The sequence below is a fragment of the Methanomethylovorans sp. genome, from assembly GCF_041447285.1.
In the GTDB taxonomy this organism is placed as follows: Archaea; Halobacteriota; Methanosarcinia; order Methanosarcinales; family Methanosarcinaceae; genus Methanomethylovorans.
In genome coordinates this window covers 246,352-259,724 of sequence record NZ_JBGMEB010000006.1, presented here as the reverse complement: position 1 = coordinate 259,724, position 13,373 = coordinate 246,352, and the positions used below count along the sequence as shown (strand labels likewise).

Annotated in this window: 13 protein-coding genes, 1 tRNA gene and 1 pseudogene; 14 read left to right on the top strand and 1 reads right to left on the bottom strand. The window is 42.2% G+C overall.

The genetic code is table 11. From position 1 onward, the window contains the following. Positions 1–5 precede the first annotated feature (5 nt). From cfbC to ACC612_RS04045, 5 genes and pseudogenes are all read left to right on the top strand, one after another. Positions 6–800, top strand: coding sequence for a Ni-sirohydrochlorin a,c-diamide reductive cyclase ATP-dependent reductase subunit (cfbC, locus tag ACC612_RS04065; RefSeq protein WP_371853194.1), 795 nt, complete (start codon positions 6–8; stop codon positions 798–800). Positions 801–805: 5 nt separating this feature from the next. Then, complete coding sequence (gene cfbB / locus ACC612_RS04060; protein ID WP_371853193.1) at positions 806–2,287, top strand: Ni-sirohydrochlorin a,c-diamide synthase; 1,482 nt, start codon at positions 806–808, stop codon at positions 2,285–2,287. An 84-nt stretch (positions 2,288–2,371) separates the two neighbouring features. Next, complete coding sequence (locus tag ACC612_RS04055; protein WP_371853192.1) at positions 2,372–2,881, top strand: hypothetical protein; 510 nt, start codon at positions 2,372–2,374, stop codon at positions 2,879–2,881. A gap of 149 nt (positions 2,882–3,030) precedes the next feature. Further along, positions 3,031–3,726, top strand: coding sequence for a hypothetical protein (locus tag ACC612_RS04050; protein ID WP_371853191.1), 696 nt, complete (start codon positions 3,031–3,033; stop codon positions 3,724–3,726). Positions 3,727–3,952: 226 nt separating this feature from the next. Beyond that, positions 3,953–4,447, top strand: a pseudogene (locus tag ACC612_RS04045) (TspO/MBR family protein). 10 nt (positions 4,448–4,457) lie between these two features. Here ACC612_RS04045 and ACC612_RS04040 read toward each other — a convergent pair. Continuing rightward, on the bottom strand, positions 4,458–4,676 hold the full coding sequence (locus ACC612_RS04040; RefSeq protein ID WP_371853190.1) for a DUF5652 family protein: 219 nt from the start codon (positions 4,674–4,676) through the stop codon (positions 4,458–4,460). 218 nt (positions 4,677–4,894) lie between these two features. Between ACC612_RS04040 and ACC612_RS04035 the strand changes: the two genes are divergently transcribed. The 9 genes from ACC612_RS04035 (at position 4,895) to ACC612_RS03995 (ending at position 13,348) form a co-directional block, all read left to right on the top strand. Further along, positions 4,895–6,391, top strand: a complete 1,497-nt coding sequence (locus ACC612_RS04035) for a right-handed parallel beta-helix repeat-containing protein (RefSeq protein WP_371853189.1) — start codon at positions 4,895–4,897, stop codon at positions 6,389–6,391. A gap of 85 nt (positions 6,392–6,476) precedes the next feature. After that, complete coding sequence (coaBC, locus tag ACC612_RS04030; RefSeq protein WP_371853188.1) at positions 6,477–7,712, top strand: bifunctional phosphopantothenoylcysteine decarboxylase/phosphopantothenate--cysteine ligase CoaBC; 1,236 nt, start codon at positions 6,477–6,479, stop codon at positions 7,710–7,712. A 4-nt stretch (positions 7,713–7,716) separates the two neighbouring features. Continuing rightward, positions 7,717–8,598: a pantoate kinase gene (locus ACC612_RS04025; RefSeq protein ID WP_371853187.1), complete on the top strand. Its 882-nt coding sequence runs from the start codon at positions 7,717–7,719 to the stop codon at positions 8,596–8,598. Between the two features lie 101 nt (positions 8,599–8,699). Further along, positions 8,700–9,470, top strand: a complete 771-nt coding sequence (locus tag ACC612_RS04020) for a 4-phosphopantoate--beta-alanine ligase (RefSeq protein ID WP_371853186.1) — start codon at positions 8,700–8,702, stop codon at positions 9,468–9,470. Further along, positions 9,461–10,102, top strand: a complete 642-nt coding sequence (locus ACC612_RS04015; protein WP_371853185.1) for an HD domain-containing protein — start codon at positions 9,461–9,463, stop codon at positions 10,100–10,102. Before ACC612_RS04020 ends, ACC612_RS04015 begins: the two co-directional genes overlap by 10 nt. Before the next feature lie 4 nt (positions 10,103–10,106). After that, positions 10,107–11,408 carry an amidohydrolase family protein gene (locus tag ACC612_RS04010; protein ID WP_371853184.1) on the top strand — a complete coding sequence of 434 codons (1,302 nt, stop codon included), beginning with the start codon at positions 10,107–10,109 and terminating at the stop codon, positions 11,406–11,408. 35 nt (positions 11,409–11,443) lie between these two features. Then, on the top strand, positions 11,444–12,679 hold the full coding sequence (locus ACC612_RS04005) for an adenosylhomocysteinase (RefSeq protein WP_371853183.1): 1,236 nt from the start codon (positions 11,444–11,446) through the stop codon (positions 12,677–12,679). 268 nt (positions 12,680–12,947) lie between these two features. After that, positions 12,948–13,024: transfer RNA gene (locus ACC612_RS04000), tRNA-Lys, on the top strand. Positions 13,025–13,111: 87 nt separating this feature from the next. Then, complete coding sequence (locus ACC612_RS03995; RefSeq protein WP_371853182.1) at positions 13,112–13,348, top strand: DNA-directed RNA polymerase subunit H; 237 nt, start codon at positions 13,112–13,114, stop codon at positions 13,346–13,348. Positions 13,349–13,373: the final 25 nt, after the last annotated feature.

Sequence of the window (13,373 nt, the reverse complement as noted above, 5' to 3'; positions counted from 1 at the left end):
CATACATGGAAAAACAGAAACGCATAGCGATCTATGGAAAGGGAGGCATTGGCAAATCAAGTACTGCATCCAATATAGCTGCTGCATGTGCTGAGGAAGGATACAAAGTAATGATCATCGGATGCGACCCGAAGAGCGATTCATCCATCACGCTTTTGGGTGGCAGAAGAATACCCACCATCCTGGACCTGCTCAGGCAGGGTGTGAAAGTAAAGGAAGAGGACATTGTATTCCACGGATACAGAGATGTAAGGTGTGTGGAAGTTGGCGGTCCTGAACCTGGAATTGGATGTGCAGGCCGAGGCATCATCGTAGCTATCAAGACATTGAAGGACATGTGCAAGGAAATGGATGAGATGGACCTTATCATCTATGACGTGCCCGGAGACATCGTCTGTGGAGGCTTTGTAGCTCCCATTAAGAAAGGGCTTGTGAACGATGCATATGTACTGACATCTGGAGAATACATGCCCCTGTATGCTGCAAACAATATCTGCAAGGGGCTTATCAAGATCGATACCCGCCTTAGCGGTGTTATCTGCAATTCCCGCAGCGTTACAAGAGAAGAAGAGATTGTGCGCAAATTCGCCGAGGAGATTGGCAGCAAACTGGTTGCTTTTATTCCTAAGGAGCAGATCGTACAGGACTGCGAGAGAGACGGGTTCTCAGTGCTTGAAAAAGCTCCTGATTCGGACATAGCGCAGGTGTACCGTGACCTTGCCAGGGCCATCATGTCTAATTCGGATTCCGCGCTATCAAAGCCATTGGACGATGAAAGGTTAAGGGAACTTACACGCTGATCCACATGACCACTTCTACCAGCAGGCGACCTCCAGTATCAGGCGAAGGGAAGCAGATTCCCAGAGTACTTATCTCTGCCGGAAGTTCTTCTTCTGGTAAGACCACTGTTACCATCGGCCTTCTGGCTGCCTTGTCAAAGGCCGGATACAAGGTGCAGCCATTCAAAGTGGGGCTGGATTATATTGACCCAAGTTACTATACTGAGATTACCGAACGCAGAGCAAGGAACATTGATGGATACCTGATGGATGAGGAGAGGGTGCGCGATGTATTCTTGCATGGATGTGAAGTGGACGGAGAGGCTGACATTGCCATTATCGAGGGTGTGCGGGGACTGTACGAGGGCCTGGAGAGCTTAAGTGATATTGGCAGTACTGCGCAGATAGCAAAGATCCTTAACTGTGCTGTCATCCTTGTACTAAATGCACGCAGTATTACCCGTTCAGCTGCAGCCATAGTATCCGGATTCAAGGCTTTTGACCCGCAGGTGAACATCGCAGGAGTCATATTGAATAACATTGGTGGTAAGCGCCATGCAATGAAGACAAAGGAAGCCATCGAGCACTACACCGGCATACCTGTGATTGGCATTATCCACCGCAACAACGAGATGATGATCTCCATGCGTCACCTGGGACTTGTGCCTGCCATCGAAGAGCGTCGCAGATCTTCGGATTTCGATACTAGGATAAACACAATTAGAGATGTAATCTCTGAGGGCGTGGACATCGAGAAAGTGTTAGATATTGCCAGGCAGGCAAATCCGCTTCCAAGACCATCCCAAACAATCTTTATCCGCGGGGAAATAACACATAAGCCGATCATTGGCGTTGCTCTGGACGAAGCGTTCAATTTCTATTATCACGATAACCTTGAGCTGCTGGAGCTTGCAGGAGCAGAACTCAAGTATTTCAGCCCGGTGCATGACAAACACCTGCCTGAAGTGGATGGGATATACATCGGCGGTGGTTATCCCGAACTGTTCGCTGCAGAGCTTGAAGCAAATACCTCCATGCGTGAGGATATAAAAGCCGCATCCGAAGCAGGATTGCCCATTTATGGAGAATGCGGTGGCCTGATGTACCTTACCGAGAAGCTTACCACAGGCGTGAAGGGAAAAGGTGCATATCACATGGCCGAGATGCCCGAATCCACTCATGAGATGGTGAGCGCACTCCCCGGACACACACTCATGGGACACAAACGAGTAGTCAGCTACAACATCGGTTCCCTTGCGCTGGACACGGTCATCGGCAAAACAGGAAACAACTTCCGTGCCCATGAATTCCACCATTCAGAGGTCACAGAACTGCCCTCAGACGCTAAATTCGCCATCAAACTCTCCCGTGGCACCGGCATCATCGACGGCTGGGACGGACTCACCGTAAAGAACACACTGGGCTGCTATGCCCATCTTGTAGCAAGCTCTTATGAGGAATTCGCGAAGAGCTTTGTGGATTTTGTGAAAGGGAGAAAAATTAAATAATTAGGCGAGTAAATATTTAAGAATAATCTAAAGTATAAAAAAATCTAGCAATACATATATAGAATATAGGTATACGTCATTGTCATGCCCAATAGTGAGGATGACGTATCATACATTCAAGAAAAAATAATAGATAAATACGAGAATAATGTTGATCGGGCTTTCTCTTTGTTAAAATATGTTTTCGCATTAACTACACTTTATCTCTCAGTCATTTCGTTTGATAAAGAGTACGAGCTCGGGCACTTTACAGAAGAAGTAAATAAAGTAGGATTTATTTTTATCTTTCTGGCCTTATCTTTTATATTAGTAATACTCACAGTGTTCCCAAAGAACACGTTTTTATTCCATAAAGATAATGGAAAATACTGTTTACTTGAAGGCAATTCATTGATAAAGCATCTTGATGATTTATACTCAACTGTACAAAAACAAGATGTAAGAATGATATTTGTTTATCTGTTAACTTTTGGAACGGTGCTAATATTTTCTAATATTTTCATGGAAAATGTATTTCTTAGTTATTTTATATGGGTATACTATATTGCAGCATTCGGTTTACTGTTACTGCCTTCACTATCAAAAAAAAAGTAAGCATTCTGGACCTATTGAAATTTCAAAAAAGAATTTATGCTAGATATGGAGCTGCTGGAACTATTCTTTATGTAATTTGTTTAGCGTTCATTATCGTGGTTATTTTTTTCATTGTGTATTATTCTCAAATGTTTGGGAGTCCTGTTATATTGTCTAATACTAACTTAAAGCCTACCACAGAAGATTATTTCTTTTTTAGTAGCACAACCTTTTTTTCATTGGCATATATGGATTATTATGCAGTTGGAGCGTATAAATACATTACACTGATCGAAAATTTGTTCAATATAGCTTTTTTTGCAAATATTGTTGGAATTGTTTATAGCGACCTACATGACGAACTAAAACAAGAAACTTGGATTCCTTTAAAAAACAAGGCATATGAGGAATTGAAAGTCAACTTAAATACGTTATTGGCAAATATTGATCTTGCGCTTGGAATAACGAGAAAATATGATCCTCAAAGTAGTCAAGTAGAAATAAGTTTTAAGGAATACAAGAAAATAACACTGGAAGATATAGCTCCTGGAAAGAGAACTCAACTTTCTAATGGAGATTACGGAGATCTATTTAAAACTAGTGCAGAGTATTTTGCAGACCTTCAAAGAAAGTACCAAGAATATTTTAATCCTGAAATTACAGTAAGCATAATAGATATTCAGAAATTTTTGAGGTTTATTGATCAAGATATTAGAATATTTTACAAGGATGAATTGCGCGATGAAGATGAAAAATTTAAAGAGATATTTGACAACTTGCTCCAAATTACTAAACACATTGAGCAAATTGACAATAGACTCCCACAAGGACAAAAAATCAATAATGATAGTCAACTAATAGATTAGAATTGAGATTCCATTTTTAGGGCTCTGTAGAAAAGCTATTAAAATCAGCATCATAGCCTGAAATGTCGTTTTTAGACCGATATATGCAGACATGTTTTCTAAAAATGTCAAATTTGATTTCCCCCTGAAAAGAGAGGATTTCTACGGAGCCATTTTTAGTTAAACAATGGAGAAATGATTTCAAATTGATCTGCCACGGAATATACTACAAGGGAACCGTAAAGAAATGACTACATCTACAATCAACTGGAAGCACCTGCTTATATTGATCTTCCTCTGTCAGATCATCGGTGCACGTGGTTCGGCAGTTACAAGTCCTGCAATACCAACATGGTATGCAACATTGGTGAAGCCGTCCTTTCTGCCACCTAGCTGGGCTTTTCCTGTGGTCTGGACATTGCTCTACCTGCTCATGGGTATTGCCCTGTATCTGGTGTGAGAGGAAGGATTAGAAAAAACTGAAGTAAGAAAAGCCACGGGCATGTTTGGAATACAGCTTTTCCTGAACTTCATGTGGTCTGTGCTGTTCTTTGGCCTGCGGTCACCCCTATATAGACTTGTGGAAATTGTTGTTTTATGGATAGTAATACTTGTAAAACTTGTAAACATCTGACTGTTCTACAAAGTCTCAAAAAAAGTAGAATTGGTGCTGGTACCGTATTTTCTGTGGATATCATTTGCAGCATTATTGAACTACTCGATATGGGTGCTCAATGGGTAAAAAAGAAATATCAAATTCCTTTCTTACCTTTTTGGAATACGTAGATGTAAAGGATAGGCACTATCCCCAAACTGTTTATGATCAGTATAGCAATGAACCAGTATTTATCTTCATTCCTTGCAGCTTTCCACAGTCCTATTCCTTTCCACATAAGATCCCAGAGGATTATGACGAGGAAAAGAGACATAAATACAGGCGCCTGCAAATCAAAGTAAGATATTCCTAACATGTTTCACTCCCCAATATAAGATAGGATTATTCAAAATATAACATTTCTGGTATGCAATGTTGTTGTTCTTTGAATCTGGAAAATGCAATATTGAAGAGCATTGAAAAGAAGCCAATGTATATTAAAAGAGTATCCAAAATATAGCCCAGGTATTTAATCCTGGCCTTTTTACAAGATCGCGATAGATATTAATATAATATTGACCACTATGAGTTTATATGCCGATTCCTCTATTGATAAAGTTTTTACTTTTTATTATAAGTCTTTCAGTTTCAGGGTGTGTTTCACCCACTGACCACGTTATTGACACTGTCACCGAAATAAAAGAACCAAGTGGATCAATTGCATACGTTGGTACTAACGGAACTGGAAATTATAATTGCGATGGAGTAAATGACCATTTAGAGATCAACAAAGCACTGGAATATGTCAATAGTATAGGTGGAGGTACAGTATACCTAAGAGGGCCGAATACTTACTGGATAGACGGCACCTTGAAGATGGGAGATAACACCATACTCACTGGTGATGAAGATGCCTGTATCAAACTGGTGCCAGATGCCGGGTGGGGCGACTATGAACCATTGATCACGAATATGGAAGATGCAAAAGAGAACTTTACAATAAAAGGATTTGAGATCGACGGAAATAGCGAAAATCAGTCCGTCCCCCGTGGTTCAGGATATTATGACATGATATATTTCTACAAGTGTACCGACATCACAGTATCAGATATGCGCATGGAATGGGGAACCAGTGATGGATTGATAGTAAGGAATTATTTCTACGAGCCTTCTTCAAACATCGTTTTTGAAAATAATTCAGTATATAAACTTGGACACGAAGCCCTGTATACACTAGGAGTTAATGGTGTCATAGTAGCCAACAATCAAGTATTTACAAGAACAAATACAGCTTTCAGATTGTCAAGTTCAGGCCATGCAAAGATCTATAAGAATCTAATTTATTCGGAAATAGAGGACTGGTCAACAGGTCCAGGTATCGAGATCGACAAGAGCGATGGGTACGAATCCGAAGATATTGAGATATATAAAAATAAAATCCGCACTCTAAATGGTGCAGCCATATGGATAGACGGAGAAGATTCGGATAATAAAATACGTGGAAAAGATGTCTACATCCACCACAATATAATCTATGACGTTGGCCAATACGATAAGAATACCGGATACAGCAATGCAGGAATTGTGATCGGACAGTTCAATAATACAAGAATCGAGAATAATGTCATAGATGGTAGCGGCGAAGCTGGAATTAAATACTACAGATATCCGAAGTCAATTACAATGGATGCAGACTTTACGACCATTGTGAGGAACAACATAATTATTGGCTCTAATAAGCGTAATACCTATGGAATATGGAACACCGATAGTTTGAATCACACATTCATATCAAATAACAACTGTATCTACAATGTCAATCAGAACTACAATGGAAATGGGATCAATGTGGCAAATGACATCTATGTTGACCCATTATTTACAGATTCTGCAAAGCACGATTACCACTTAAAGAGCTCTGCTGGCAGATGGTCTGGTAAAACATGGGTTACAGACTCCGTGACAAGCCCACTGATAGATGCAGGATATCCCCAATCCATCTTTGTCCATGAGCCTGAGCCTAACGGAGACAGAATCAACATCGGAAGATATGGAAACACAGATGAGGCATCAAAGAGCCTTTCAGAATGACTTCCGTATAGCAGAAAAGTTGGAAACATGATCTGAAAGAGATCATGGACCAACATTTAATATCGAAAACGACTATTTTAAACCCATGCAAATTATGCGTGACCATCCCACCCTCTGGATAAAAGGCAGTACTTCAGCTTCGTTAGCAGGCAAAACCATAGTACTTGCAGTCACCGGCAGCATTGCAGCCGTACGTACAGTGGAACTTGCCAGAGAATTAATCCGCAGAGGTGCTGAAGTATATGCAGTGATGAGCGAGGCAGCCTCATGGATACTCAATCCCATGGCCCTGCACTACGCTACCGGTCATGAGGTCATTACCAAAATAACCGGAGCAGTGGAACACGTAGAGTTCTGTGGAATGAGCGGAAAAGCAGATCTCTTGCTCATAGCCCCTGCAACAGCCAATACCATTGGAAAAATTGCAGCAGGAGTCGATGATACTCCTGTGACAACATTTGCAACCACAGCAATCGGGTCAAAAATACCTGTGATGGTAGTGCCAGCAATGCACGAAGCTATGTACAACCATCCTGCTCTGGCTGAAAACATGGGAAAAATGAAATGCTGGGGAATCGAGTTCATTGGACCGGATATAAGAGAAGGTATTGCAAAAATAGCTTCAAATGAAGAGATTGTACTTCAGGTCGAAAGACAACTGGGTAGTAAAGAACTTGAAGGCAGAAAAATAATCATAACCAGTGGGTCTACTGCAGAATCTATTGACCCAATTAGAATACTTACTAACAGAGCGTCGGGTAAGACTGGCGTGGAACTTGCTCTGGAAGCTTATAGGCGCTCAGCAGAAGTAACCATAGTGCATCGCAACAAAGTAGGATTTACAGGTATCAAAGAGATCTATGCAGAAAGTGCTGCCCAGATGACAGAAGCAGTGCTCGGGGAACTGTCTTGTGGCTATGATGTACTTATTAGTGCAGCTGCAATAGCAGATTATACGCTGGACCCTGCTGATACAAAGATAAAATCTGGTGGGGAACTTAACCTGCACCTTAGACCTACTGCCAAGCTAATAGGCAGAGCAAGGGAAGAACATCCGAACTTACTCATTGCAGGTTTCAAAGCTGAAACAGGAACTTCTCTGGATGAGCTTATTAAAAAAGCAACTTACACCCTTGAAACTTCAAAACTTGATCTGATAGTTGCTAATGAGGTTAGTAGTAGTGGAATAGGCACAGAGGACAACGAGATCTACATCCTTACTACAGAAAGCCCTGGCCATATACACATAAAAGGATCAAAAAGAGTAATAGCTTCTGCATTACTGGACGAAATCAGCCACCTGCTGATGTCTAGGAAGTGAAAAAATGCAAGTAAGAAAAAGGTCTGCCCGTGCTTTTGCTCCTGCACATATAACCGGCTTTTTTTGTATACACGACCATGAAGATCCACGCAAAAAGGGTTCTACTGGCTGTGGTATAGTCCTTGATGGAGGAGTTGTCACTACTGTGACATCTGCAGAAGAACTGGAAGAGACACAGATAATCCTTAATGGGGAGCAAGTCGGAGGACATACTACAAGAACTGTGGTAAATATGCTTACAAATTCACCATTGCTTGTGGAAAGCGTGGCGAACATTCCGATAGGATGCGGATTTGGAGCATCTGCTGCCGGAGCTCTCAGTACAGCTTATGCATTGAACGATGCATTATCCCTTGACCTTACTTCAGCCAAGTTAATTGAAACAGCACATATAGCAGATGTTGTAAACCGGAGCGGACTTGGAGATGTAATAGCACAATCGTATGGTGGTGCTGTTATTCGTACCGCACCGGGAGCACCTGAATACGGCAAAGTTGATTGGATACCAGTTGCAAGTAAAGAAGTCCTCTGCCTGACACTTGGCGAACTTGATACTGGCTCTGTTATTTCGGATCCGGATTTTGCCTGGCGCATAACTTCGATGGGAAAAGGCGCAATGAAAAGGCTTATGATTTCGCCTACTTTTGAAACTTTCATGCAGTGCTCCAGAGATTTTGCCCTTGGTACAGGACTTGCCTCAGATACCATAATAGATGCTATCGAGGCTGTGGAATCTGCTGGTGGCATGGCATCTCAGGCTATGTTAGGAGAATCGGTTTTTGCAATAGCAGAACCAGAAAGAAGAGATGCAGTGATAGAGAAGCTCTCTGAGTTTGGTCAGCCATTGGCATATCATCTTAACAACTGCAGAGCTGGCCTTTTATGACAAAAAACCTATTTAGTATGTTGCTGCATTAAACTCTCAAGTAAATATAACCTTAATTATAGAAAAGGGAAAGAAGACAGAACAATGGGAGATAGAAGATCTTGACACATATCCCTGAGGATCATCCAAGGTATGCATCCCTGATAACAAGAGAAAAGATAGCTGAAGGCGTACAGATAGGAATCACCAGCCAGCAAGGACTTGTAGCCCAGGGCAGAGGTGAAGCCTTTGATTATCTTATTGGCGAACGTACGATTGAATCTGCAGTAATTGCAGAGCGTGTGGCAGTGGCTTATCTGCTCACTGCACAAAAACCCGTAATATCCATTAATGGAAACACTGCTGCTCTTGTACCTGGAGCTCTTGTATCGTTAGCAGATGTAACTGGAGCGCAACTGGAAGTAAATCTGTTCCACCGCAGTGATGCCAGAGTGCACAGAATAATCGAGCACCTAAAGGCACATGGGGCAGGAAATGTACTTGGTTCAAAAGGTGATGCCCGACTTGACCTTTCCCACGATAGGGCTATAGTTGACCAGGAAGGTATATACGCAGCAGATGTGGTGCTGGTACCCCTGGAAGACGGAGATAGATGCCAAAAACTTGTAGAAATGGGAAAAATAGTCATAGCTGTGGACCTTAACCCTCTTTCAAGGACATCCCTTTCTGCAACTGTGACAATCGTTGATAACGTGACAAGGGCACTGGAGAATATGATCCAGTTCACAAAAGAGATGAAAATGGATAGTAAAAAACAACTTAATGCAATCATTGATTCCTACGACAACAAGAAAGTGCTTGCTGATGCTATGTATGCCATCCAGGAACATCTCAAGAACCAGGCAGGACGCGAGGGCATCGAATGGATATAATTGAGCAGACAAGACAATATGTATCAGAAGTGCTCGCCGATGAGCCTAGTACCCATGATATGTTCCACATAGAGAGAGTAGAAGACTTATGTATGCGCATCCGGGAAAAAGAAGGTGGTGACGAGCAAGTGCTTCGCCTTGCGGCACTGCTTCATGATGTTGGCATTGTGAAAGAGCATCAGCAAGGGGGAGATCATGCACAATACAGCGCTGAGATCGCACAGGAGTTCCTTACGGTGGCAGGTGCTGACAAGGGCCTGATAGATCATGTCACAGCTTGCATTCGATCCCACAGATTCAGCCGTGGGCTTGAGGCTCAAACGCTGGAAGCAAAGATATTACAGGATGCTGACAGAATAGATGCTCTTGGTGCTGTGGGTATTTTCAGATCCCTTGTTTCTATGGGTGCTTTACGCGCCTTGAGATCCAGCATAGGAACAGTGAAAGAGACATCCACGAATGCTTATATGGATGACCCACTTGAGGGATTCTATGATTATATGGAAAAAAAACCGTTCAAAATATTAGAACGACTTAATACTGGTACTGCCAGAGAGATAGCAAGAGAACGACTAAAATTGATGCATGTGTACCTGAATGCACTTCAGGAAGAGACATGCTACATCAAGTGATAACATGGCTGACATAATTATAAAGAACGGGCACATCCTTACAATGGAACCCGGCAAGGAACGTGAGTTCAAGAACGGCGTGGTAGTCATAGAAAACGGGGTCATCACGGAAGTTGGAGAAAAGACCAATGAAACTGCAGAAACAATAATTGATGCGCATGGAGGCATTGTCATGCCTGGCCTGGTGAACACACACACTCATGCAGCTATGACACTTTTCAGAGGATACGCAGATGATCTGCCTCTTTCCCTGTGGCTACAGGAGCATATATGGCCTGCAGAAGCAAAGCTTACTGATAGCGATGTATACAATGGTACTTTACTGGCCTGCCTTGAGATGATCAAAAGCGGTACAACTTGTTTCAATGACATGTACTTCCATATGGATGAAACGGCAAAAGCAGTACAGGAAACAGGAATAAGAGCTGCCTTATCATATGGAATGATAGAGCTTGGAAATAAAGAGAAAGCAGATGCTGAATTGAAGGAAGGCAGCCGGTTCGTGCAGAGATGGCATGGTAAGGCAGATGGAAGGATAACAGCAATGTATGGGCCTCATGCACCTAACACTTGTTCCCGGGAATTTCTGGAGAGGGTGAGGGAAAAAGCAAGAGAAGATGGTGTGAAAGTACACATCCATGTCCTGGAAACGGAAGCTGAACTGAAAGAGATGAAAGAAAAATATGGTATGTGCTCTATACACATGCTGAATAATATTGGCTTCTTTGATAGTGATGTCGTTGCTGCTCATTGCGTGTGGTTATCTGACGGAGATATTAAAATATTGGCTGAAAAAGGAGTGAATATATCACACAATCCTGTAAGTAACATGAAACTTGCATCTGGAATAGCCCCTGTGACCAAGCTTCTGAAATATGGCTCAAACGTTTGCCTGGGAACTGATGGGTGCGCATCCAACAATAACCTTGATATGTTCGAGGAAATGAAACTTGCAGCATTGTTGCAGAAGGTCAGCACCATGGACCCGACGGCACTTCCTGCTAAAGAAGTGCTCAAGATGGCAACAGTGAATGGGGCCAAAGCACTTGGCATAAATGCAGGTATGATATGTAAAGGAGCGTTTGCAGACGTTATAATAGTTGATAAAAATAAAGCTCATATGAGACCATTTTACGATGCTGCTTCACACTTAGTATATAGTGCTAATGGAAAAGATGTGATGACAACCATTGTCAATGGAAAGGTACTCATGCAAGATTATAAAGTACTCTGCATGGATGAAATGAAAGTTATAGAACAGGCAAGCATAGCTGCAGAGAATCTTATAGCAAGGGTAGTTGAATAATTACCCTATAAAACGAGTTTAATGGAGATATCAGAATGGACAAAGAAGGACTAATAGAATCCGGTAATCAGAAAATAGAGTGGGCTCGCGCTCACATGCCAGTGCTGGATATAATCAGAAAGAACTTTGAGAAAGAAAAGCCGCTGGAAGGACATAGGATTGCAATGGCTTTGCATGTAGAAGCAAAGACTGCAGTGCTTGTGGAGACACTGGCTGCAGGTGGTGCAAAAGTAGCAATAACGGGATGCAACCCCCTGAGCACACAGGATGATGTGTCTGCAGCTTTAGGCACACGGGATAATATAGACTCATGTGCAAAGTATGAATGCAGCAATAAAGAGTATTATGCTGCGATGGATAAAGTGCTTGACATAAAGCCGGATATCACAATAGATGATGGTGCAGACCTTATATTCAAGCTGCATACTGAAAGACAGGACCTGCTACCTGCAATACTTGGAGGATGCGAGGAGACTACTACGGGCATACACAGGCTGAAGGCCATGGAGAAGGACGGCGAACTGAAAATGCCGGTAATGGCTGTCAACGATGCCATGACAAAGTTCATGTTCGATAATAGGTATGGAACCGGACAGTCATCCTGGGACGGCATAATGCGCACTACAAACCTGCTGGTTGCAGGTAAGAACGTGGTAGTAGGAGGCTATGGATGGTGCGGCAAGGGAGTTGCAATGCGTGCAAGAGGACTTGGCGCTAATGTGATTGTCACAGAGATTGACCCCATACGCGCCCTTGAAGCAAAGATGGACGGAAATCTGGTCATGCCTATGAAAGAGGCAGCAAAGATCGGAGACATCTTTGTGACTACCACAGGAAATTGTGATATTCTTACCAGAGAGCACTTTGAAGTTATTAAGGATGGAGCGATCCTTTCAAATTCAGGTCACTTTAATGTAGAGATTAATCTGGAGGATTTGGAGAGCATGTCCAAAGGAGTGCGTACTGTGCGCAAGAACATTAAGGAGTACGACATTGGAAATAGAAAAGTGTACGTTCTTGCCGAAGGAAGACTGGTTAACCTTGCAGCAGGCGACGGACATCCTGCCGAAGTTATGGACATGAGCTTTGCAAATCAGGCATTATGTGTAAGACATATAGCTCAGAACAAGCTCTCAAACGGAGTACATACCGTACCCCATGAAATCGATATGCATGTAGCTGAACTTAAGCTAAAGTCCATGGATGTTAGCATTGATTCTCTGAGTCAGGGACAATGCGACTATATGTGTGGATGGAAGTCAGGAACTTGAAATATATCTGCTGAAAGTATGTATGGTTGAGCGAAAACCACGAACCTTATTAAAAGAGGAGAGAAGTTACTATAAATAGGCGATGATGTAAAGACATCTAGCCTATGATACCTTTTTTGAAAATGAAATACACATCTAAAAAAAGTATACTCTGTGGCTCCATAAATTCGCACATGGTCTGCGAAATGTATATATAGAATAAGCCCCTCTTGGAGGGCTACACCTAACTGATGTGGAAATAGACAGCAAAGAATCATACAACCATAATGGGCTCGTAGCTCAGTCAGGCAGAGCGTCTGGCTTTTAACCAGACGGCCTAGGGTTCAAATCCCTACGAGCCCGCCATGCAAATCGTGGCGTTACATTTGTATATGTTTTTTTGCTGATTATAATTAATGATTCATGTGCACACTTTTTGAGGGAGGAGAAAATTTGAACAAATTCAACCTGCTCGATAATGAACTGATCCCGAAACATGAGATTTTGGGTGATGACGAGTTGAAATCTGTTTTAAAACGCTACAAGATAGAGAAGGAGCAATTCCCGAAAATCAAGATCAATGATCCTGTAGTGAAAGAAATTGGCGCATCAGTTGGAGATGTTGTTAAGATAACCAGGAAAAGCCAGACGGCTGGACAGGCACTTTATTACAGGCTAGTAATAGAGTGAAATAGCATCAAATGAGAGCTTTTAT

Coding starts and splice junctions, on each gene's coding strand:
- cfbC (WP_371853194.1), top strand. CDS start 6: ATGGAAAAACAGAAACGCATAGCGATCTATGGAAAGGGAGGCATTGGC.
- cfbB (WP_371853193.1), top strand. CDS start 806: ATGACCACTTCTACCAGCAGGCGACCTCCAGTATCAGGCGAAGGGAAG.
- ACC612_RS04055 (WP_371853192.1), top strand. CDS start 2,372: ATGCCCAATAGTGAGGATGACGTATCATACATTCAAGAAAAAATAATA.
- ACC612_RS04040 (WP_371853190.1), bottom strand. CDS start 4,676: ATGTTAGGAATATCTTACTTTGATTTGCAGGCGCCTGTATTTATGTCT.
- ACC612_RS04035 (WP_371853189.1), top strand. CDS start 4,895: ATGCCGATTCCTCTATTGATAAAGTTTTTACTTTTTATTATAAGTCTT.
- coaBC (WP_371853188.1), top strand. CDS start 6,477: ATGCAAATTATGCGTGACCATCCCACCCTCTGGATAAAAGGCAGTACT.
- ACC612_RS04025 (WP_371853187.1), top strand. CDS start 7,717: ATGCAAGTAAGAAAAAGGTCTGCCCGTGCTTTTGCTCCTGCACATATA.
- ACC612_RS04015 (WP_371853185.1), top strand. CDS start 9,461: ATGGATATAATTGAGCAGACAAGACAATATGTATCAGAAGTGCTCGCC.
- ACC612_RS04010 (WP_371853184.1), top strand. CDS start 10,107: ATGGCTGACATAATTATAAAGAACGGGCACATCCTTACAATGGAACCC.
- ACC612_RS04005 (WP_371853183.1), top strand. CDS start 11,444: ATGGACAAAGAAGGACTAATAGAATCCGGTAATCAGAAAATAGAGTGG.